A 19,315-nucleotide genomic window follows, 5' to 3' on the forward strand; every position below is an offset into this window, starting at 1 on the left:
CTCGGTCGCGGCGTCGGCTGCCCGGCCCATGCACCCGCTCCCCGCGTTCATCGACAACTCCGTCGACGGCATCCTCGAGTGGGCCGTCCCGTGTGGCGGGACGGGTTCCAAAGATTTCTGCCCGCCGTGCGGGAGTACCGGGGTCGATCGGGGCTCGCCGGACTTTGTCCACAGGGCTCCCGGTGCAGGGTCGTCGGGTGGATGAAGAATCGCGCGTTCTGCCTGTTCAGGAAGGTGTCCGCTTTGGCGTGCACGCCGGCCCGATGACGAAGACGACCTCGGTCCTCGCGGTGTCCGCCGCCCCTGTCGGGGCGGTGGGCCGATGAGCACGGTCGCGGCGCCGGCCGCCGAGCTGGACCACCTCCTGCGGGACGACGTCGACAATTCCGTCGGCGAGACCCGGCTTCCCGGGCAGCGGACCGCTCTGCGGTCGGTGCTGGCCTCCGGGCAGTCGGGCGACGGCGGCCTGGATGACCCGCTGCGTCTTGGTCGCGCGATGCGGCTGCGGTTGCTTGCCGCGGTCCAGGCGCTGCTGGCGGACCCGTCGATCGCCGGGCAGTCGGACGTGGCGAGGCTCGCGGCGGTGGTGCTGTACGCGAAGTCGCGGGCGCCGAAGGGTGCGAAGAACGACAACCAGACGTCGATCTGGGTTGCGGAGCTGGGCCGGTGGATGGGCGTGGGTGAGTCCACGGTCAACCGCCGGGTGCTGGTGCCGCTGCGTGCGTCCGACGGGCTGCACACGCAGGTGGTGCGGGACGCGAAGGGGCATCCGACCGGGCTGGACTGCCTGGTCATGCCGCTGTGGAACGCCCGCAAGAGCGGCGGAGCCGCGCACCCTCTGGCGCTGTCGAAGGCGGAGCTGGCGACGCTGCTGCACCTCATCGAGGCGCTGTTCGGGCCCGGCTGGACGCCGGAGGACAAGGAGCCGACGCCGCCGGGGCTGCTGGCTGGCCGTACGGGCAAGGGGGCGGCGACCGACCGGCTCGGGCTGCTGCTGATGGTGCTGAACACGCGGGCATCGGGCTGGCTGCAGCTGTGCGGCGGGTCGGTGAAGGCGAAGGAGGGGCGCGGGGCGGCGACGCTGGCCCGGCTGCTGGGCTGCTCGCCGTCGGGGGCCCGGAAGGTCCTGGCGCGGCTGACGGAGGCCGGTGTCGTGGCGCGGGAGCACCGGGACACGGCGACGCGTATGCGCGGCAAGGGCAGGGTCATGCTCCTGCCGGTCGCCCACGCCTACGGCCGCCGCCCCCGTTTCCTGGAGGCCGTTCAGGAGCCCAAGCCCTCATTTTCGGTGCGTCCCGATGGTGCAGTCGGAGATCATGGCCAGGCTGATGAGGCTGCTGCCCTTGGTGCGTCTGGGATCGGCGGTGCTGAGGGGGCCGGGGATGCGGCGGTTCTGGAGCGTCCCGATAGTGCAGAGCTCCACGCAGACCACGCTTCTGTGGTTACTCCCGTAGTTCCTCTGCAGCTCTCTTGTGGCTTTTCCGGCGAAGGCCGTGGGGCTGAAGGCCGTCGGCCGGAGCGCGCGTGCGCGGGCGAGGACCAGGCCGTCGACGGCGAGACCACCGTGGCCGGGTCCGGGAACCCGGTGGCCGACGCTGACCCGCTTCGCGGTGAAAAGCCGAAGAAGTCACCGGTCGACGAGCACGAGCAGGAGCAGGCAGGCGGCGTCGCCGCTGGTGCCGGTGCGCGGCTGACGGTCGTGGGTGGTCGAAAGACGCAGCAGCAGGGGCGGTCGGAGCTTCCTGCCGATCTTGACCTGTGGGTGGCTCTGACGCCGGTGTCCTGGCTGTGGCAGGGGTTGAACCGCTGGCAGCAGGACCGCGTCGTGGAGGCCGCGAAGCTGGAGCTGGCGCAGCTGCGGAACGTGCTGGAGTGGCCGGCGCAGGCCCCCTCGGTGCTGGCCGCCCGGCTTAAGTCCCGGCTCGAGGAGACCGGCGGCGAGGCCCTGATCACCCGCCCGTACGGCTGGATCACCCACCGCGGGCTGGTGCGCCGGCCGTCGTGCTCGGACGTGCGGTGCGACGACGGCGTCCGGATCGACACCGGCGCCGACTGCGCCAACTGCGCCAACATCCTGCACTCGCGGCGGGCGTGGCGGGTGCGGATCGCGGCCGAGGTCGACCAGGAGCTGCCCGGCCTGGAGCAGGATGCGCGGTACCGGGAGATCGAGACCCGGATGCGCCGTCACGCCGAGGCCGAGGCCGCCGACCTGGTGGCCCGTCAGGCCGAGGCCCGGGAGCGGGCGGAGCAGCGGGCGGCGGCCCGTGCTGAGGCCGAGGCGCAGGCCGCCATCGAGCGGGAGCGGGCGGCGGCCGAGGCGGCGGCCCGGCAGGCCGTGGCGTGCGAGGACTGCGGCCGGGAGCGGTCGGCCAGGCTGTGTGAGGCGTGCGACCACCGGCGGCAGACCGAGGCCCTGATCGGCGAGGCCGGTCTCCTCGCGGCCACCTGGTCGGCCGACCTGGCCGACCAGGTCGCCGTCGCGGCCGTCGCCGCCGAGGTCCGTACGGCCATCGAGGACGCCATCGCCGCCTCGTGGGCCCAGTTCCAGGAGATCACCGACCCGGCCGACCTGGCGGCAGCCGGTCCGGACGCCGTCGAGGACGTCGCCGCGCACAACGCGTTCCTGGTCGCTGAGAGCGCCGTCGGGGAGTACCGGCACGAGGCCCTGGTGATGCTCGGCCGCAGCGAGGACGCCCGAGCCGCGGCCCGCAAGGCGTACGCGACCGAGCTCGCCAAGCCCTGGCACCAGGCCCTGCCCGACAGCGACGACGCCCAGCGCGCGGCGACCGAGGCCGCCGCGCAGGCCCAGACCCGGACCGCCGAGCACCTGCTCGCCGTGCGGCTGGAGCAGCTGCACACCCAGGCCCGCCCCGAGCCGGTCCGGCCCGCTCCGTGGTCGCAGCGCCTGCCCGAGCTCGCCGCCCGCCCGCTGGACGGCGAGACCCTGGAGGTGATCGCGTGAACGCCGTACCGGAGCTGTCCGGCGTCGACCTCGCCCGCCAGACCCTGCTCGCCGCCCGGGAGGCCGCGAAGAAGAACGGCGCCCAGACGAAGAAGCCGAAGAGGCGCACCGGCACGACTCTGCGGAGGGACGGCCGCGAGCCGCTCGGACTGGGCGCGGCGATCACGATGATGATGACCGAGCGCGGCCTGGTCACCCCGGCCGCCGGCGGCAGCGTCCTGGCCCAGTGGGAGACCATCCTCGCCGCGGCCGCACCCGAACTCGCCGGGCACGTCCAGGCGGTGAAGTTCGACGCGGACACCGGCCGCCTGGACGTCGCCTCCGACGCCCCGGCGTACGGAACGAAGCTGCGATGGATCGCGCCCAGGCTCGTCGCGACCGCCAACAAGAAGGTGCCCGGCGCGAACGTACGGTCCCTGCACGTCCTGCCACCCACGGCCGTCCCGACGAAAACATCGCTGGCCGAACCCGTCGGCACCAGCCCCTCCTTGGGGGACCGGACGATTCCTGCCGGGCAGGTGAAGAAGCCGCGGACGCCGTCGGCCGGGTACCGCAGGGCGCTCGAAGCGCACCGGGCCGCCGCGCCCGAGCCGTTCTCCGACCCGGCTGCCGAAGGGGTCGCCGAGCGGCAGATCCAGGCGATGCGCGAGCGCAGCCTCCTCGACTTCCCCGAGCCGGCCGAAGACGAGCCTGTCTCCCTCGAGGAGGCGGAGCTGCTGCGCCGGCACCAAGCCGCCCTGACCCAGGCGGCCGCGCTGCGCCGAGCACGCGCGGAACGAGCCGCCCGACAACACACCACCACAGGCTCGTACACAGAGGAGCGTGCCGCTTCTTGCGAGGAGCCTGCGGCGTGACCTGCGGACGGTCGAAGACTCAGCGCGGGCCACGAGCACAGCGTCGGCGTACACCGGCACCAGTCGAAGACCCCTTCACCGGGAGGAGGTCGCCTCATGCGGCCAGGCGCCGTCTGAGGGCGGGTCGACCGGGGCTGATCGCAAGCACTAGGTTCGAAACGGAGGTTCGACAGGTGAAGTTACGAGAAGCGATCGAGCGCGTGCGGATACCGGCGTCCATGCCCGGGTGTCCCGTCTCGGAGGGCATCGTTAGGCAGCACACGGGAGCCGCCCTGGGCGGCGCGGCCGGGTGTGCGAGGGCAGGAGGAGACCGGTGAGCGACCGCAGCGCGATCGAGTGGACCGAGGCGACCTGGAACCCGACGACCGGCTGCGACCGTGTCTCTTCGGGGTGCGACAACTGCTACGCCCTGACCTTGGCGAAACGGTTGAAGGCGATGGGAGCGGCGAAGTACCAGAACGACGGCGATCCGCGTACGTCAGGGCCAGGGTTCGATGTCACCCTGCACCCGGATGCCCTGGACGTGCCGTACGGGTGGAAGAGCCCTCGGACGGTGTTCGTGAACTCGATCTCCGGACTCGACGGGCATGCCCACGCTGCCCGTCGACGAAGAGGAACGGCGTCGGGGCGACGCGGGCCCCGAAGGACCTTGGCCGTTTGCGGGACGACGGCGTGGGCGTCGGCCTGCGGCGGGTGGCGGTGCGCGTCCAGCCGAAGGCACCGTAGCGCACCAGCCGGAGTCACGCTGCGAGCCGCTCCATCTGGTCGCCGACGCCACTCACAAGCAGCCCGTCAGGACTTCTGCGTGCCGGCAGGCGCGGAGTCCAGGGAGTCGAGGAGGTCTCCGAAGGTGATCTTCTCTTCGTCGTACTCGAAGGTCATCGCGGCGGCGAGCGCCGCCCACCGGCCGGCGTTTCGGCCGCAGCGCTCCAGCACGATCTTCAGCGCGATTTCGGGTTCGCTTCGGGAGAGGATCTCGTCGGCGGGGATCTGGAGCAGGTGCTCCAGGGTGTGGTGGCGGGACTTGACGACGGCTCGGTAGATCTCGGAGCGGGAGAGGAGCTCGCCGGTGGCGGGGGAGTCGAGCCAGGACTGTAGGACGGCCGCGGGGTCGGGGTGCTGGTCGAGTTCGTCGTCGCTCCTCAGGCGCAGCACACCGTCGTCTTCGTCCTCGTCGACCGGGATGGCCGCTGCCGCGTCCAGGAACCAGTCGGGTCCGCCGGCTTTCTTGGAGATCCAGGCCAGTTCCGCGGTGTGCAGCCCGTCCAGGACGTCGGTGACGGCGGTGCGCGGGGTGTGCGGGTTGGCGGCGAGGACGGCCAGGGCCTGGACGCGGCGGTGCTCGTTGTGGCGTTCCAGGAGCCGGGCCGGGCGGTCGTGGTCGGGGTCGAGGTTGCCGATCAGGGTCCGGCTCGGCGCGGGGGAGACGACGGCGGGCTGCTCCAGGGCGGCGAGCTGGGCGCAGGCCCGGGCGAGGTGGTCGGGGGTGGCGCTGAGGAGGGCCAGGTCCTCGGCGAGGCTCAGGAGGCGGCTTTCGAAGTCGCGGGTGTCGTGTTGCTTCCCGGGCAGACTGAGCAGCCGGCCATGGGTCGTGAGCGCGTCGGCGGCCGCGTGGAGCTGGTCGGCGGCCAGGGTCGCCAGGCGGGGGTTCTTGCGGACCCGGTTGGCGATGTGGTGCAAGGTCCTGCGGGCCGTCACCCGCGTGTTGGGCAGCTCGGCGAGCTCGGGCAGGCACAGGGCTGGGAGGCAGGCGAGCAGTAGCTCTTCGCTCAGGGCGGGAGCCGGATCGGTGGGGACTTCTTCGCTGTCCGGGTCGGCGAAGGCGGCGCGGTTCCGGGCGTCATCGAGGGCATGAATCTCGGCCTGGTCCAGCAGCAGGTGCTGGACGGCCGGCCCGAGCGTGGGGTGAGCGGTGAGCTCCGCCCACCGCTCGGGGCACCGGGCCAGCATCGCCCAGCCGCCGCTGGGGCCGTCCAGGTCCAGCGACCAGTCCTTCGAGAAATCGGAAAGGGCCTCCCAGCCCTCTTCAGGTTCCGGGTGAAGCAGGTAGGCGGCAAGCGAATTCAGACAGGCCTCCAGGACGGCGTCGAACAGTTCCCGCGGCACGGGCAGGGGCGGCGCGTCCGCGTCGGTGCAGCGGTCGGAATCCCAGTACCGAACGACCTGCTCCACCTCGTGGCGGGGGAGCAGTGGCAGGAGCGCGACAGCGGCCTCGACCTGCTCGGGTTGCCGTGCCAGAGCGGAAACCAGCTCCACCCAGGGCCGGCGGTGACGCAGGATGGCGGGCACGTCGGCGATGGTCACCGTGCCCGCGGCGGCCAGGTCGGTCAGCATCTTCTCGTCGGCGTGCAACAGAAGCTGGCCGCGCAGCCGCTTGGCCGATGTCCGGGCCAGCAGCGCGGGCAGGGAGGCCTTGAGGGCGTCCTCCCGCCAGCGCTCGATGTGCGAGTCGAAGCCGTTCGCAGTCGTCGGGGTGCACAGGGCTTCGATCACCGTCTTAAGGGCTTCCTTGGGGAGGTCCTCGCTCAAGGCGAGCTCCCGCCACAGCGGGTACGTACCGGCGCTGACCATCCTCGGATCTCCTCCCACTCATGCCCCGACGTCACCGTCTGGTCGCCATCCGTGGGACGCCCGTACGGCCCAGCCGGGTTCGCGCGGGCCCGATCCACGAAGTCGACTTACCGAGCCCGCGGCGAGCGTGCCAGCGCCGTCTTTCCCGCCGTCGAGGAAGGCCTCCTCCGCGCCAAGCGGGCTGGACGGCCGGTACCGAACCACCGCTCCCGCCCTGCGCCAGCCGGATGAACGCTTCTCGCAGGCCGGAGCTTCCCCTACGCTCCCCAGCCGTCCCGGGGCTGGTCTCCTGATCGTCACACGCGGCGCGGTCGTCGAGAATCTTGGTGATGCGGTCGCCGTCGTCGGGGCTGAGGCGGGTCAGGCGCTGTTCGATCCGCTCGTAGAGCGTGGCGGCAAGTTCGTGGTCGCCGCCGTCGGGGGTGGTGCTGGTGACGGTGTGCAGGCTGATCAGGAGGGCGGTCAAGGAACGGCCGGACAGCGGGGTGAAGACGCGCTCGTCGGCCTCGTCGATGACGCGGGGCGGTGGAAGTGGGGGTGGCCAGCGGTGCAGGTGGTGAGTAACTCCCAGGTGTCGTGGTGACAGCGCAGGTCGGCGGAGAATAGGGGATGACACGGCCGCGTAGCGACGAGCGCTCAGGCCGCGGCTCCGGAGGGGGACTCCATGGACGAGCGGATCGAACAGAGCGGCGAGGAAGACAGAGCCGAAGCACCCGACCCGGTCACGCCCCTGGCTGGCGCCACCGAGCCGGCCAACCGCGTCGCCCCGGCCGACGGACCCCGGACCGACGACGAACGGATGCCTCCGGAGACGGCCGCCGTACCGCGCGCCGAGGCCGACCAGGCCAAGCTCCCCGACGTCTCCCCGTCGGAGTTGGCGGAGACGTCGGACCCCGTTCCGGCCGCCCGGCCCGACGCGATCCCGATGCCGACGGCCTCCGTCCGCGTCAGGGTGGATGACTTTCACTTTCCCGCCCTACTCAACGGCCTGGACTTCCTGAGCAGCGCCGTGGAGAGCCTTGCCCGCCTGGGCGGGCCCGCGCCTCGGGACCTCAAGTACGCCGTGCTGCACCTGTACACCGCGGTCGAGGTGCTGCTCAAGGTCCGGCTGGAGATGCACGATCCCACCCTCGTCTGGGAGAAGCCGGGGCAGTACGACGAGGCGAAGCACCGGGCCGGCGCCTTCAGGAGCTGCGGCGCCGAGTACGCGATCAAGCGCCTGAAGAAGCACGAGCTGCTGAAGACCGACCTCGACCCGAAGAGCGAAGAGCTCGTCGCCCTGGAGGAGCTGCGCAACCGGCTGACCCACTTCGGCTGGACGGACACCACCGACGCTGTCCGGGCCCGGACCCTGCCCGTCCTGCTCCAGCTCATGACCTTCCTCCGCCTTGACCTATTGCCGCAGGTCGCGGACACGAACGAAGCGTGGCGGGCCGAGCGGGAGATGGACAAGATCAACATCCAAACCCAGCACCTCGCGGAGTTCGTAGCCCACCGCAAGGCCGAGATCGCCGACAAGCTCCGCGGGCACGAGGCGATGACGGTCCCGTGCCGCTCCTGCGGCCAGCACGCCATCGTGCTCCCCGAAGGCCCCGCGGCAGACCTGATCTGCCACTTCTGCGGGAAGAGCTACCCCGGCAGCGGCGTGGACGCGGCATGGGAGTACATCGGCGAGGACCCGCACACCACTATCAAGGACGGCGGCGAGGACTTCGCCGGATGCTCGGCATGCGGTGAGCGCGCGGTCGTCTCCGTGCACACTGCGGCCTCGCCCGACACACTCTCCTACCTCTGCTTCGGCTGCGGCACCGACCACGAAGGCGTGTGCGACTACTGCCAAAACGCCGGATACATCACCTACACGGGCATGTGCGATGAATGCTACGACATTCGCCTCTCCAGATTCTGATCCACCGAACCCAAGAGACAACGCGACTGACGCCCCACCGCCCGCCACTCCGCTCCCGGCTCGCTGGGGGTTTCTGCTGCTGCGGGACCTGCTGGACATGCCCCCCGACGCGGCGGAGAAGGTTGGCCCCGGAGTTGACCACGTCCGCGTCATCGCCACGCCGCGCGGCAACCAGGCGGTCCTGGTGAACGGGGGGAGGGTCGCCTTCTCCTACCAGAAGTATCTGGAGCCGCCCACGCACAAGCAGCGCGTCCTCGCCGCGATGCGCGTCGAGATCCAGCCCCAGGTGTACACCTACTTCGAGTCCCGGCTCAACACCGGCCAGCCCATGGCCACCGACGACACACGCGTCCCCTACTTCCGAGGCCCCGGTTCCACGACATCGCCGTGTAGTTCGCAGGGGAGGCCGGCGGCTGGGACGCCATCACGCTGGAGTGGGACCGACCGCAAGCTGGCCCTGTTCGCCGATCGAGCGCTGGCGGAACGCTGGCACGCTCACCACTGCGAGCACACCGTGCTCGGCCTGCTGACCTCCAAGGAGAACCAGCGCCACCCTTGCATGTAGGCCACGCAGGACAAGCCCTCGCGCCGAAGCCGGATCGTGCAGCGCGACGGCCGCGACGCGCTCGGCCTCGGTACGGCGATCGACATGATGAGACCGAGCGCGGCCTGGCCGTCCCGGCCGCCAGCGGCAGCGTCCTCGCCCAGTGGGAGGCCCTCCTCGCCGCGGCTGCGCCCGAACTCGCCGGACACGTCCAGGCGGTGAAGTTCGAAGCGGACGCCGGCTGCCTGGACGTCGCCCCGACGCTCCGGCGTACGGCACGAAGTTCCGCTGGATCGCGCCGAAGCTGATCACGGCGGCCAACGAGAAGGCGCCCGGCGCGAACGTACGCGCCCTGCATGTCCTGGCGCCCGCGCCCGTGAAGGGGCCCCGCCACGGCGGCCGCCGACCCGGCCTCGCCTCCGCCCGCACCGGCCGCGCCCGCGCCATGTTCTGCTCCGTCGGCCGGCTACTGCCGCGCGCTCGAGGCGCACCGTCAGGCGGTGCAGCCGGTGCCCGGTGCTCCGGGGTGTGGTCGACTGCCCCACGCCGGTCAGACGTCTTCCCAGCCGCGGCGAAACGCCTCGTGCTCCTGCCACGTCCTGGGTCCGGGAGCGGTGTACCGGACTCGCCAGGCTGTCATCTGCATGTCCCGCAGCCACAGTTCGCCCGCCTGGTGGGGGCCGTAGGCGACGATCCGTTCGTCCAGGGCCTCCCCGATGACTTTCGCCGCCGCGTCCCACTGCTCGGTGATCATCTCGTTGAAGGCCGACAGGAAGCGGTCGGCGAGGCCCCCTCCGTCGTATTCCAGAGCGGCGAGGACGGACGCTTTCATGTTGCCTGGCATAAAGTACGCCGTACCGGACGCCTGCCAGAGCTTGAACCAGAAGTCCTCGTACGGTTCATCGGTCGGAATGGGGAGTCCGGCGAGCAGCGACAGCATGTGCTGGGTGGCCATGTATCGGTCGCAGTGGGCTGTGGTCAGCAGCGCGATCAGGCTGACGTTGTCGACCGAGAGCCGGCCCTCGAAGTCCGGCGGCAGGCCCGCGTAGCGGTCCAGGTATTCGGCCAGGGATTCGGGCGGCCGCGGGGAGGAGACCATCCCCACTCCTTCGGGACTGTATGGAAGATCGTCCAGCGACAAGATCTCCCGTGGCTCCAGGGCCCCGCAGGTGAACCGGAGAAGTTGGCCGGTCTGCGCTGGCCGGGACGGAGTGGGTGCCGGACCCGCGCCCCGCCCGTCGCCCTCAGCCCAGGCAGCGTGGTCTCGGGTCCCGGATTCCAGGGCATCCGCTGAAACCGCAGTGGCCTTGGACCTCCTGGCGCGCCAGGATCCCGAGCAGCAACGAGGGGAAGGGGAGCGGGTGTGGCTGGGAGAGCGGCGGGGCCGGGTGTGGTGGTGCGCGGTGTCGAGGAGCTGACCATCGAGGAGGTTGAGGGGCTGTTGGGCTGGCTCTTCCTCCGCCTTGATCCCAAGGCGTCCGGCGCCTTGGCGACGGTGCAGTTCGCTGCGGGAAGGATGTGCGAGCAGCTGGCACGGCGGGATGCCGAAACCGTGCCGGGCTGGCCGGTGCTGTCCGACCTGGCACAGGACTGGCACTTCCTGCGGCAGGTCGCGCGCGGGATCGCCGGCGGGGAACTGCCGGACGATCGGACCGTGGTCTGGAAGGGGACGTTCGACTACATCCCTCAAGCCACGGGCATGGGGGCGACGGCCGCTTCAGAGACGATGCTGTGGGGATGAGGAAGTAGCCGGCCTGGTCCGCACCACCGGGAGGAACCCGTGTCGTACTCGCAGCCGTTCACCCCCGAGGGCAAGCTCGCCGACGCGAAGAAGCTGTTGAGCCTCCCGCGTATCGTTGTGATCTGCGGTTCCACCCGCTTCCTGACTGAGATGAACGAGGCCGATCTGTGGGAGACCAAAGCCGGGAAGATCGTCGTCAAACCGGGCATCGACATGAAGTCGCCCCACGAACTCTGGTCCGACCCGGTCGAGGCCGCGGCGCTGAAGGTTCGACTCGACGACCTGCACCGGGCGAAGATCCGGCTCGCTGATGAGGTGCTCGTGGTCGGCGACTACATCGGAGACAGCACCCGAGCCGAAATCGCCTACGCCCGGTCGCTGGGAAAGCCCGTGCGATTCACGCACCCCGAAGTCGACCCCGACGCCTGACCGCCCAGGGACAGGTCCTTCGTCAGCTTCTCGGTGTCGGCCGCGACGGCCCGGAGTCCGCGGCGGTCGTGGCCGCCTCGGTTTGCGGGCCGCGGTCCTGGAACACTCGGGGCATGCCACTCATCCGTGACATCGTCCAAGCCGACTACTCGGTGGTGGAGGAGCTGCTGTACTCGAACGATCTGGGAGACGGCAGGTTCTACGACCCCGAGGGCCTGGACGTCGTCGTGGCCGAGCTCCACGGGCGTGTCGTCGTCGGGGTCGCCGAGTTCCAGCTCCATTGCGACTTCGGGCACGACGAAGGCCGGGAGGCGCACCCCGGCGAGCAGACGTTCATCTTGACGATGGCCGTCGCCCATACCGATCGTCGCGGCGGGGTTGGCCGGGCGCTTCTCGCCGAGATCGCCCGCCGGGCCCAGAGAGCCGGCCACACGTTCCTGGCCCTGGTGCCGCAGGACGGCGCCGACGCGGCCGGTCGGCAGGCGTTCTTCCAGGCGTGCGGGTTCACGCTCTACGGCCCCGCCGGACCGGGCGCGGCATGGGGCTGCCCGGTCTCAGAGATTCTCGCCGTAAAGGACACGGCTGCGCCGAAGGCAGGCGGGTAACCCGCACCGCGCAGTGGCCAGAGCGGAACCGTGTCCGCATCGCGTCGGGTGGACCTGGCCATCACGGAGGCGGTGGAGCGGCAGAGTGCCGCGATGCGTGAGCTGTCCCGCAGAGCGTTCTCCGAGACCGACGTCGTCCCGGACGATGCGCCGGCACCGGTCGAGCAGGTCCGCGCGCAGAGGCGCCGCCAGGCCGCGGCAACGGAGGCCGCCGCGCTGCGCCGGGCCGTGCCGAACGTGCCGGGATCATCGTGCCCTCGGTGGCTCACCCCTGGCAGGTGGCCGGTGAGGTGACGTGATCAACCAGGCTGGGAGTTGCCGCAGCCTTACCTGCCGGTCGCGCTCAGCTGGGCCACCCGTGCGGAGAATGCCTGGACGTTGGCGCGGATTTGGCGCTCCTCGATGAGTTCGCAGGCGCTGAGCGCTGCCGCGATGCACAAGCGGAAGACGTCTCGTTCGTCGCCGTTCAGCAGCCGGTGAGCTCCCGTCAGGGCGATCCATGCCGACAGCCGGCGGGGAGAGCGGTCGCAGTGCGCGGACCACCAGGACGGCAGGTTCGCGGCGAGCCGATCACTGTACGCCGTCGGCGGGAAGAGCGCGGGGGTGTCGTCCAGCAGGGCTGCCTCCGCGCGGCGCAGGAAGTCGACCGCCTCGTCCTCGTCCATGTTCTCGTCCCCCAGGCACGCCAGGACGATGCCGAAGTAGGGGATGGACAGCAGGACGCCGTCCGGCCAGTCACCGGGACGCTCACCGAAAGTCTCGGCGAAGGTCTCCATCAGGACGGCGTTGGGGTCAAGGTGCACAGCCCACATGTACTCCCTGGCCCGGACGGTGAAGGGCAGAACACGGCGGCCGGGGAAGCGGATCGCCCGTACGAGCTACCCCGACTGTGCCCAGCCACCGACGACCGGCCAGCCGCCATCCATCAGGCCGCCGGCTGGCCGGTCGGCGTTGTCTGGTCGGCGGGCTGGTCCAGTTGCTGCTGGCGGCGCCGCTGCTCATTGCGGTGTTCTTCGACCCGCTGGGTGAACAGCTTCAGCGCCTGCTGCTCCTGGTCGGCGTCGAAGTCGCTGTAGGGGCCGACGCCGAGGGTGAAGGCGTTGGCCTCTTCCTCGATGGCGTCGGCGGTCTGGAGCAGGAAGTAGCTGCGCTCGCGGTACTTGTAGTAGCCGGTGAAGGCGGCGGCCAGCGTGACGGTGAAGCCGATGGCGACGATCGTGATGTTCTGCCAGGTGAACTGGTTGCGAGTGTCCAGGGCGGCGACGGTGGTCGTGGACGCAGCCCCGATCATGATGAGGTTCTGCAGCGTGTTGTGGATGAGCCGGTACTTGCGGCTGTCCGTCCGGTGCTGCTCGATCACCCCGGCCACGTCCTCGCGGTAGAGGCTGCGCCGCTCCTTCAGCGTCGGGTGGATGAGCGCGCTGAGGAATCGGAGGGCCTCGCGGTTCGTTGCGAGCATGTCCTCCAGCTGCTCCAGGCTCAGCTGGCCGCGGGGAGGCGCGGCGATCCAGGCGGCGGCGCCGGAGACCAGCGCCACCACTCCGCAGGTGATGTCCACCCGGAGGAACCGGGAGGGGGAGCCCCAGGTCAGCACGGTCCACAGCAGGGCCGCCAGGGCCGCACCGCCAGCCACGGCCAGGGCGAAGCCCACCGTGCGGATCCTTCTCCTGCGTCGCGCCAGATCCCGCTCCGTCTGCCTCACGTCGTGCCGCAGCTTGCGCAGCGAGGAGTGCTCATCGGCTTCGGCCTGCCGTTGTTCGGCACTCAGATGGTCGTTCGCGTCGCTGAGTCGGCGGGGCGCATCGTCGTCAAGACTGCGGGCCACGGCTTTGCTCCTCTCGTCTACGCAGGCTCAGCGGGCGAAAGCTTCGGTCAGGCTGATGCGGTAGCCGTCCTCTTCCATCAGCACGACGGTGACGCCGAACGGGTCGGGGTGGTCCAGCTCGATCGGGGTGAAGGAGAAGTTCACCGCGGCCTGGATCGGCGGCACCAGTTCGCCGCCGGGCTGCGGCGCGGGGGCCGGCCGCCAGTCGGGCGCGACCGACGTCCAGCCTTCGGGGCTGCGGGACAGGAGCTGCTCGCTGTAGGGGAACTGGTGCAGGACGTGCCCGTCCCGGGTGGCGAGCACCATGTTCAGGCACGGGACGGGGCCGACGATCGGCAGCTCGCAGGCGGTGGCGACGTCGTGCGTCTCCCAGGCGAGAACGACCTCGTCCGCTCCGGCCGCCGCCGCGATGTTCGCGAGCTCGGCGATCCCGGTCAGCGCGTCCTTGCCGACCTTAAGCGGGCGGACCCAGATCAGCCCGACCAGCTCACCCCGCACCAGCGGCATGATGACCGGCCGCGGCACGGTCCCCTCACCCAGCCCAGCGGTGTACGCGTCCTTCATCACGCCGACCAGCGCGTCCCACATCCGTGCATCCACGGAAGCCCCCTCCGTCTGCCGTAACCGATCATCGCTGACCCTGCCACGCAGGGTGATGCCGTGTCAGCGAGATGATCGGCCAGCCCAGTCGGACGGGAGGGGCGAGAGGCAACCCATGCCACCCGGTGTGCAACACCGCCCTGCAACACGGGGTGCAACACGGCACTGCAACGCGAGGGCAACACGGACCCTGTTACAGCCCTGACCTGCTCAAATGCGTGTTGCGTGCCTCAGCTCGGATGAGAACGCGACGCTATGCGGGCGAGCCATCTACGGTTCGCGCCATGACAACAGTGATCTTGATGTACGGCCCGGAACACGGGCGGATCCTCACCACCGAGACGACCTACGGGGAGGTACTGCGTGAGGGCCGTATCACGCCCGTCCGGCCGCGCGTGGAGTTCGGCGACGGAGTTGCGGAGTCGGAGCAGGCGACCGCGACCACGCTCGACCTGCTCGCAAGCGCCGGGGCCGTGTCGACCGCTACCAAGGTCAAGATTCTGCTTCCCGAGTGGGACGACGCCGCGGTATAGGCCGAGGACGGGCGATTCTCGCCGAGACTGGAGCAGCCGCACCCGACCCCGTGGGGACGTTCCCCATGGCCGCCTGACCAGTCCAGGAATACAGGACGGCCGAGGTGGACATCGTCCTCCCGAATCAGCCGTTAGGCTTTTCGTCCTTTAGACCCAATGCAGCCTTTTGCACCTTAGCGGCTTGAAGGTTCTGAATCGACTTCCTTACCTCTGGCAGGGTACTCGAACCCGCTAGCCAATCATCCTTGGCATCCAGCAACTCGTGATGTGCAAGACTAAATTTCTCGCTGAGGTTGATCATTTTCTCCACTTGCTCACGCATCCCTAGCGCAGTAGGCAGTGCAACGAGAGCAGCAGAAGTAAAGGACACTGCCGATACCAATACTTGCGCCACAATTTCAGGACTCTCCGAAATGATGGGCCAGACAGCAAGACCAGTGACGGCGCTCAAGATCGCAGAAGCCGCGTTAAAGCGGCGGATTCTGCGTACCAATTTGCTCGTTTCCGCGGGCAGCTTTTCGGTCCAATAGCTCGCATCGTTAATAGCGTTCGTAAGCGCTTTGGGCACTCTCGGCGCCGGCTGATTCATAGCGGACTCGCATTCGGCATGTCAGTCGAAAGGATGAACCAGCAAGAAGTTACATACAACGGACCATGCGCAGACCGGCAACTTAATCACTCGACCAGAGCAGGGAGGCACTGTGTCGATCCACCCGGGCATGGTCGAACCCCTCGCCGAGCGGACCCGAGACTTGTACGCCGAGGCCGAGGAACGCCTACTCGGCATCATCGCCCGGCAGCTTGCCGCCGGCCTCGACGCCCCAGGGTGGGCCGAGCGCAAGCTCGCCGCCATCGCCCAGCTGCGCCGCGCCTCACAGGCCGTCGTCGATGAACTGGGCAAGGCCGTGAACCTCGAAGTGTTCGACGTCGTCGCTGAGGCGTACAACACGCGGGTGGAGCTACCAGCTGACCGATGACGTGGACGAGCACGGGAGGTGCATCGCACGGGCGTACATGGACTGATCCGCGCCGGGCGACGGGGCCGTTCTACCGGAGACGGCCCCCTCGCGCTGATTCATAAGGGCGACTCGGCCGGGCCGGCCGGGCAGGGCGCGCTCGCCGCCGTCGCCGATCCTGGGATGCGCCCCGGTCATCGTCGCCGGACGCTGGAGGCATGAGGGCCATCTGGTCCGGCACTTTGTCCTTCGGGCTCGTGGCGCTGTCCGTCCGGCTGTACACCGCCACGGAGGAGCACCACGTGCGTCTGCGGGAGATCCACACCGCAGACGTGAGCAGGGTGCGGCACCGCAGGGACTGCGAAGCCGAGGACCGAGAGATTCCGTACGAGGAGGTCGGCCGCGGCTGGGAGATGCCGGACGGCCGGCTGGTGCCACTGACCGATGAGGACCTGGAGCGTCTCCCGCTCCCGACGAAGCACGTCGTCGACGTGATGGGCTTCGTGCCCAACCAGGACATCGACCCGATCCTGTACAGCAAGCCGTACTACGTCGGCCCCGGCGCCCCGCCGGCCGACCTGCCCTACGCGCTGCTCGTGGAGGCACTCGCCCGCACCGGATACGTAGGCGTGTGCAAGATCGCGGTTCGCTCCCGGGAGCGGCTCGCTGTGCTCAGGCCACGCCACGGTCTGCTCATCTGCCAGACCCTGCTGTGTTCACTAGTCAACCCACGTGTAGGTAACGACGGTGTCGGCCTGACTCGGGGTACGGCATGTCTCGCAGATGGTGATGATCCAGGTGTGGTGGTGGTCGCCGCGGAAGGTGGGGCGGCGGTCGGCGGACGTCTCCTGCGTGCGTACAGCCGCGCTCTGACGGTAGGGGAGGTAGGTCGATGCGCCACACAATCACCATCGGCGAAAGGATGCAGCCCGACCACCGGATGTCGTCCACCCAGCAGGGCTGGGCACGCCGCGACGAGGCCCGTGGCGCAGCCGGGCGCGGTCCACTCGGGGTGCCGGTAAGAACCGTGTCACCAGCCGCAAAAACGGCGGTGATCAGTCCTTGGATGGTGATCTTGCTGGGCTGGGCGGCTCGTACACTGACGAAAATGGAGGACCACACGGCCACCGGGATCGGTGCACGTCCGGCGCCCGCCTTGCGGCAGTACGTCGACTCGTACGTCGGTTTTGACCTCCGCGGGCTACCGGCGGGGGTGCACTGCGGCCCGCCGAGCCGCGCGCTCACTGCGGTGATCAGCCTGTCAGATCCTTTGGAGGTGGCGGCGGGCGTTGACGACGGGTTACCCGTCACCCGATTCAGCAGCGTGGCCGGCGGTCTGATGTGCCGGTCCGTCGCGATTCACCACGACGGACGCCAGCAAGGTATGCAGGTATCGCTGACACCGCTCGGGGCCCGGGCCATCTACGGCATGCCCGCCGCCGAGCTCGCCCACCGGCTGGTCCCACTTGACGAGCTTCTCGGAGCGCTTGGCGTCGAGCTGGTCGACCGGCTCCGATCGGCGACAACCTGGGCGGCGCGGTTCACCGCGCTGGACGAATTGCTCCTCCGAGCTGTCGGCCGTGGCGCCTGCCGCGACCGTGTGCGCCGGGTGCGCCCCGAGGTAGCCGAGGCGTGGCGCCGCCTCGTCGCCGCGCGGGGTTGCGTCCACGTCGGTGCGGTCGCCGCGGAACTCGGCCGGAGCCGTCGGTACCTCACCGAGCGGTTTCGCGGTGAGGTGGGCCTGCCGCCGAAGACCTTCGCCCGAGTCTTGCGCTTCGAGCACGCGCACGAACTGGCGGCGGCGCAGGACCCGCTCCCGTGGGCCGATGTGGCAACCGTCTCTGGCTACGCAGACGAGGCCCATCTCGTTCGTGACTGGCGCGAGTTCACCGGCCGATCGCCGACGGCATGGCGTCGCAGCGAAGTCCTCCTCGGAGCCGGGTAGCCGCCAACCGGCTGCCCCGTTGCGTCGGCTTCTCTTCCCTTTTCTTCAAGACCGCCCGATCGCTGTCGCGCACGATCGTCGGCATGAGACTCGTCAATCACGAACACAACGCCGTGGACCTGCGGACCACTCCCGTGCACCTCGGACTGGGATCGAGAGCGAAACCCGTCGAGGGCTTCGCCTGGGACCCGGAGGTGCTCCAGGCCTACAGCGCCGCGGTCGCGGTAGATGGCGCCGAGGGCCGGATGGTGATGATATTCGACGGCGAGGGGCTCGGCGACCATTGGGAGAGCCACCCTGCAGGCGACGAACTGGTCGTTTGCCTCAGCGGGTCCGTGACGGTCACCCGCGACGTGAACGGGGTGCCCGACCGCGTCCTGCTCGGGCCGGGCGAGGCCACCATCAACCCGGCCGGGATATGGCACGTGGTCGACATGGAGGGGCCGACGTCCATCCTGTCCATCACCGCGAGCCTCGGCACCGACCACCGTCCTCGGACCGAAACCCGCCCGACCGAATGCGTCGGCACGCCCGACCCGGAGGAAGCGCCGTGACGACACGCATCGCGTGCCTCGGCGACAGCCTCACCCGCGCGCAGTTCAGCGTCGACTACCTCGATCTTCTCGGACGACGCCACCCTCCCGGTAACGTGCAGCTTGCCCGCTTCGGCACCAACGGCGACTTCGCCTACAACCTCTTGCAGCGCCTCGATGCCGTCGTCACGAACCCACCCGATGTGATCACCGTGTTGATCGGGACCAACGACGCCCGAGCGAGCCTCGCCGGCTACCCCGTCGAGCCGGCCATGAAGCGCAAACAGCTCCCCGATCGCCCGTCAGCCGGCTGGTTCCAACAGTGCCTGGGAGCCATCGTCGCACGGCTGCGAACGGAGACCGACGCGACGATCGGTCTGCTGTCGCTACCAGTACTCGGCCAACAACTCGACGGAGCAGCGGCACAGGCATCGCAGGCGTACAGCCGGATGATCGCCGAGGTCGCCGCCACCAACGAGGTGGCCTACCTTCCGCTCCACGAACGCCAGATCGAGGAACTGAGCCAAGCGGACCCGCCGCCGATCTCATACCGAGAGGTGACCCCCGCAGCGGCCGTCGGCGTCCTCGTCCAGCGCGCACTGCTGCGCCGCAGCCTCGACACGATCTCGCGGCGGCGAGGTCTTGTGCTCACGACCGACCACATCCACCAGAACAGCCGCGGCGCCACCCTTATCGCTGAGGTCATCGACGCCGGTCTGCTGACCCAGAGCGCGTAGCTGGTTCCGGCGCCCGGCCAGTCCGATGCCACCTACCGCGCGGAGGTGGCATCCGATCCAGGCGGTCAACACCTACAGCACCAAGATCAACCAACGGTTCTACAACGGGGAGGGCTGGACGGCCGGCGGCACGAGAAGTCCGGGATCCCCGGCCGCAAGGACCGGTGGGAGGTCCACCACGACCCCTACGACATCCGGCTCGTCCGGCTCGTCCGGCTCGTCCGGCTCGTCCGGCTCGTCCGGCTCGTCCGGCTCGTCCGGCTCGTCCGGCTCGTCCGGCTCGTCCGGCTGCGCGACCACCGCAAGGGCACCTGGGTTACGGCCCCGTGGCGGCTGCTGTCGTCGACCGCGACGAGCACGCTCGTGCCCGGACTGGGTTCGTCGGTGTGCTCGTCTTCGGCGCTGCTGCTACATCGCCCACCGGCATCCGAAGATCACCACGCCGCTGATGGTGGCCGCCACGTTCGGCACCGGGTACGCCGCCGTCATCGGCGTCGTGGTCACTCGTTGACCGTGCGCGCTGAACACGTCAGGGCCGCCGCCGAGACGGCGGCCGGCGCGGCCAGGCGCG

20 protein-coding genes and 1 pseudogene are annotated in these 19,315 nt (G+C 69.9%); 14 read left to right on the forward strand and 7 right to left on the reverse strand.

All coding sequences use genetic code 11. From position 1 onward, the window contains the following. Window positions 1–322: 322 nt before the first annotated feature. The 3 genes and pseudogenes from IE136_RS32120 to IE136_RS32130 form a co-directional block, all read left to right on the forward strand. Window positions 323–2,962, forward strand: coding sequence for a hypothetical protein (locus IE136_RS32120; protein ID WP_189602077.1), 2,640 nt, complete (start codon window positions 323–325; stop codon window positions 2,960–2,962). Beyond that, window positions 2,959–3,816: a DciA family protein gene (locus IE136_RS32125; RefSeq protein ID WP_189602078.1), complete on the forward strand. Its 858-nt coding sequence runs from the start codon at window positions 2,959–2,961 to the stop codon at window positions 3,814–3,816. Before IE136_RS32120 ends, IE136_RS32125 begins: the two co-directional genes overlap by 4 nt. Before the next feature lie 313 nt (window positions 3,817–4,129). Further along, window positions 4,130–4,384: pseudogene (locus IE136_RS32130) on the forward strand (DUF5131 family protein); the annotation flags it as partial. Window positions 4,385–4,608: 224 nt separating this feature from the next. Here IE136_RS32130 and IE136_RS32135 read toward each other — a convergent pair. Beyond that, complete coding sequence (locus IE136_RS32135; RefSeq protein ID WP_189602079.1) at window positions 4,609–6,387, reverse strand: hypothetical protein; 1,779 nt, start codon at window positions 6,385–6,387, stop codon at window positions 4,609–4,611. Between the two features lie 664 nt (window positions 6,388–7,051). On the opposite strand from IE136_RS32135, the gene IE136_RS32140 reads away from it, so the two are divergent. Both IE136_RS32140 and IE136_RS32145 read left to right on the forward strand, forming a co-directional pair. Continuing rightward, window positions 7,052–8,296 carry a hypothetical protein gene (locus tag IE136_RS32140; RefSeq protein ID WP_189602080.1) on the forward strand — a complete coding sequence of 415 codons (1,245 nt, stop codon included), beginning with the start codon at window positions 7,052–7,054 and terminating at the stop codon, window positions 8,294–8,296. Window positions 8,297–8,393: 97 nt separating this feature from the next. Further along, a complete protein-coding gene (locus IE136_RS32145) occupies window positions 8,394–8,861 on the forward strand; it encodes a DUF3223 domain-containing protein (protein WP_189602081.1) in 468 nt (155 codons plus the stop codon). Window positions 8,862–9,390: 529 nt separating this feature from the next. Here the strand turns inward: IE136_RS32145 and IE136_RS32150 are convergent. Next, window positions 9,391–9,939, reverse strand: a complete 549-nt coding sequence (locus tag IE136_RS32150; RefSeq protein ID WP_189602082.1) for a hypothetical protein — start codon at window positions 9,937–9,939, stop codon at window positions 9,391–9,393. 264 nt (window positions 9,940–10,203) lie between these two features. Here IE136_RS32150 and IE136_RS32155 point away from each other — a divergent pair, with 264 nt between their 5' ends. The 3 genes from IE136_RS32155 (at window position 10,204) to IE136_RS32165 (ending at window position 11,615) form a co-directional block, all read left to right on the forward strand. Beyond that, window positions 10,204–10,581 (forward strand): hypothetical protein, encoded by a 378-nt coding sequence (locus IE136_RS32155; protein ID WP_189602083.1) that lies wholly within the window; start codon window positions 10,204–10,206, stop codon window positions 10,579–10,581. A gap of 39 nt (window positions 10,582–10,620) precedes the next feature. Then, window positions 10,621–11,010 carry a hypothetical protein gene (locus tag IE136_RS32160; protein WP_189602084.1) on the forward strand — a complete coding sequence of 130 codons (390 nt, stop codon included), beginning with the start codon at window positions 10,621–10,623 and terminating at the stop codon, window positions 11,008–11,010. Window positions 11,011–11,123: 113 nt separating this feature from the next. Next, window positions 11,124–11,615, forward strand: a complete 492-nt coding sequence (locus IE136_RS32165; protein ID WP_189602085.1) for a GNAT family N-acetyltransferase — start codon at window positions 11,124–11,126, stop codon at window positions 11,613–11,615. 326 nt (window positions 11,616–11,941) lie between these two features. Here the strand turns inward: IE136_RS32165 and IE136_RS32170 are convergent, their stop codons facing one another. The 3 genes from IE136_RS32170 to IE136_RS32180 all read right to left on the reverse strand — a co-directional run bounded on the left by IE136_RS32170 (window position 11,942) and on the right by IE136_RS32180 (window position 14,028). After that, the gene (locus tag IE136_RS32170) at window positions 11,942–12,418 is read right to left on the reverse strand and encodes a hypothetical protein (protein WP_058945518.1); all 477 of its coding nucleotides are present in this window, start codon (window positions 12,416–12,418) and stop codon (window positions 11,942–11,944) included. 122 nt (window positions 12,419–12,540) lie between these two features. Continuing rightward, complete coding sequence (locus IE136_RS36160; protein WP_229819382.1) at window positions 12,541–13,440, reverse strand: DUF4231 domain-containing protein; 900 nt, start codon at window positions 13,438–13,440, stop codon at window positions 12,541–12,543. A 27-nt stretch (window positions 13,441–13,467) separates the two neighbouring features. Continuing rightward, on the reverse strand, window positions 13,468–14,028 hold the full coding sequence (locus IE136_RS32180) for a hypothetical protein (RefSeq protein ID WP_189602164.1): 561 nt from the start codon (window positions 14,026–14,028) through the stop codon (window positions 13,468–13,470). Between the two features lie 296 nt (window positions 14,029–14,324). On the opposite strand from IE136_RS32180, the gene IE136_RS32185 reads away from it, so the two are divergent. Beyond that, window positions 14,325–14,573: a hypothetical protein gene (locus IE136_RS32185; RefSeq protein WP_308432506.1), complete on the forward strand. Its 249-nt coding sequence runs from the start codon at window positions 14,325–14,327 to the stop codon at window positions 14,571–14,573. A gap of 124 nt (window positions 14,574–14,697) precedes the next feature. Here the strand turns inward: IE136_RS32185 and IE136_RS32190 are convergent, their stop codons facing one another. Beyond that, complete coding sequence (locus IE136_RS32190; RefSeq protein WP_189602086.1) at window positions 14,698–15,162, reverse strand: hypothetical protein; 465 nt, start codon at window positions 15,160–15,162, stop codon at window positions 14,698–14,700. A 112-nt stretch (window positions 15,163–15,274) separates the two neighbouring features. Here IE136_RS32190 and IE136_RS32195 point away from each other — a divergent pair, with 112 nt between their 5' ends. The 5 genes from IE136_RS32195 to IE136_RS32215 all read left to right on the forward strand — a co-directional run bounded on the left by IE136_RS32195 (window position 15,275) and on the right by IE136_RS32215 (window position 18,744). After that, the gene (locus IE136_RS32195) at window positions 15,275–15,550 is read left to right on the forward strand and encodes a phage minor capsid protein (RefSeq protein ID WP_229819383.1); all 276 of its coding nucleotides are present in this window, start codon (window positions 15,275–15,277) and stop codon (window positions 15,548–15,550) included. A 197-nt stretch (window positions 15,551–15,747) separates the two neighbouring features. Then, window positions 15,748–16,551 carry a non-homologous end joining protein Ku gene (gene ku / locus IE136_RS32200; protein WP_189602087.1) on the forward strand — a complete coding sequence of 268 codons (804 nt, stop codon included), beginning with the start codon at window positions 15,748–15,750 and terminating at the stop codon, window positions 16,549–16,551. Between the two features lie 86 nt (window positions 16,552–16,637). Then, window positions 16,638–17,474 (forward strand): helix-turn-helix domain-containing protein, encoded by an 837-nt coding sequence (locus tag IE136_RS32205; RefSeq protein WP_189602088.1) that lies wholly within the window; start codon window positions 16,638–16,640, stop codon window positions 17,472–17,474. An 83-nt stretch (window positions 17,475–17,557) separates the two neighbouring features. Continuing rightward, window positions 17,558–18,028, forward strand: coding sequence for a cupin domain-containing protein (locus tag IE136_RS32210; RefSeq protein WP_189602089.1), 471 nt, complete (start codon window positions 17,558–17,560; stop codon window positions 18,026–18,028). Continuing rightward, entirely contained in the window at window positions 18,025–18,744 is a 720-nt protein-coding gene (locus IE136_RS32215) for an SGNH/GDSL hydrolase family protein (protein WP_189602090.1), read from the forward strand. The genes IE136_RS32210 and IE136_RS32215 overlap by 4 nt, the downstream gene beginning before the upstream one ends. 99 nt (window positions 18,745–18,843) lie before the next feature. On the opposite strand, the gene IE136_RS32220 is transcribed toward IE136_RS32215, so the two are convergent. After that, entirely contained in the window at window positions 18,844–19,044 is a 201-nt protein-coding gene (locus IE136_RS32220) for a hypothetical protein (protein WP_189602091.1), read from the reverse strand. Window positions 19,045–19,315: the final 271 nt, after the last annotated feature.

It is taken from the genome of Streptomyces lateritius, from assembly GCF_014649715.1.
GTDB classification, from domain to species: domain Bacteria; phylum Actinomycetota; class Actinomycetes; order Streptomycetales; family Streptomycetaceae; genus Streptomyces; species Streptomyces lateritius.

What these genes read in the sequence shown, in the direction of transcription:
- IE136_RS32180 (WP_189602164.1), bottom strand. Translation starts at nt 14,028, where the DNA reads ATGTGGGACGCGCTGGTCGGCGTGATGAAGGACGCGTACACCGCTGGG.
- IE136_RS32190 (WP_189602086.1), bottom strand. Translation starts at nt 15,162, where the DNA reads ATGAATCAGCCGGCGCCGAGAGTGCCCAAAGCGCTTACGAACGCTATT.
- IE136_RS32135 (WP_189602079.1), bottom strand. Translation starts at nt 6,387, where the DNA reads ATGGTCAGCGCCGGTACGTACCCGCTGTGGCGGGAGCTCGCCTTGAGC.
- IE136_RS32150 (WP_189602082.1), bottom strand. Translation starts at nt 9,939, where the DNA reads ATGGTCTCCTCCCCGCGGCCGCCCGAATCCCTGGCCGAATACCTGGAC.
- IE136_RS32210 (WP_189602089.1), top strand. Translation starts at nt 17,558, where the DNA reads ATGAGACTCGTCAATCACGAACACAACGCCGTGGACCTGCGGACCACT.
- IE136_RS32120 (WP_189602077.1), top strand. Translation starts at nt 323, where the DNA reads ATGAGCACGGTCGCGGCGCCGGCCGCCGAGCTGGACCACCTCCTGCGG.
- IE136_RS32140 (WP_189602080.1), top strand. Translation starts at nt 7,052, where the DNA reads ATGGACGAGCGGATCGAACAGAGCGGCGAGGAAGACAGAGCCGAAGCA.
- IE136_RS32185 (WP_308432506.1), top strand. Translation starts at nt 14,325, where the DNA reads ATGACAACAGTGATCTTGATGTACGGCCCGGAACACGGGCGGATCCTC.
- IE136_RS32205 (WP_189602088.1), top strand. Translation starts at nt 16,638, where the DNA reads ATGGAGGACCACACGGCCACCGGGATCGGTGCACGTCCGGCGCCCGCC.
- ku (WP_189602087.1), top strand. Translation starts at nt 15,748, where the DNA reads ATGAGGGCCATCTGGTCCGGCACTTTGTCCTTCGGGCTCGTGGCGCTG.
- IE136_RS32145 (WP_189602081.1), top strand. Translation starts at nt 8,394, where the DNA reads ATGCCCCCCGACGCGGCGGAGAAGGTTGGCCCCGGAGTTGACCACGTC.
- IE136_RS32165 (WP_189602085.1), top strand. Translation starts at nt 11,124, where the DNA reads ATGCCACTCATCCGTGACATCGTCCAAGCCGACTACTCGGTGGTGGAG.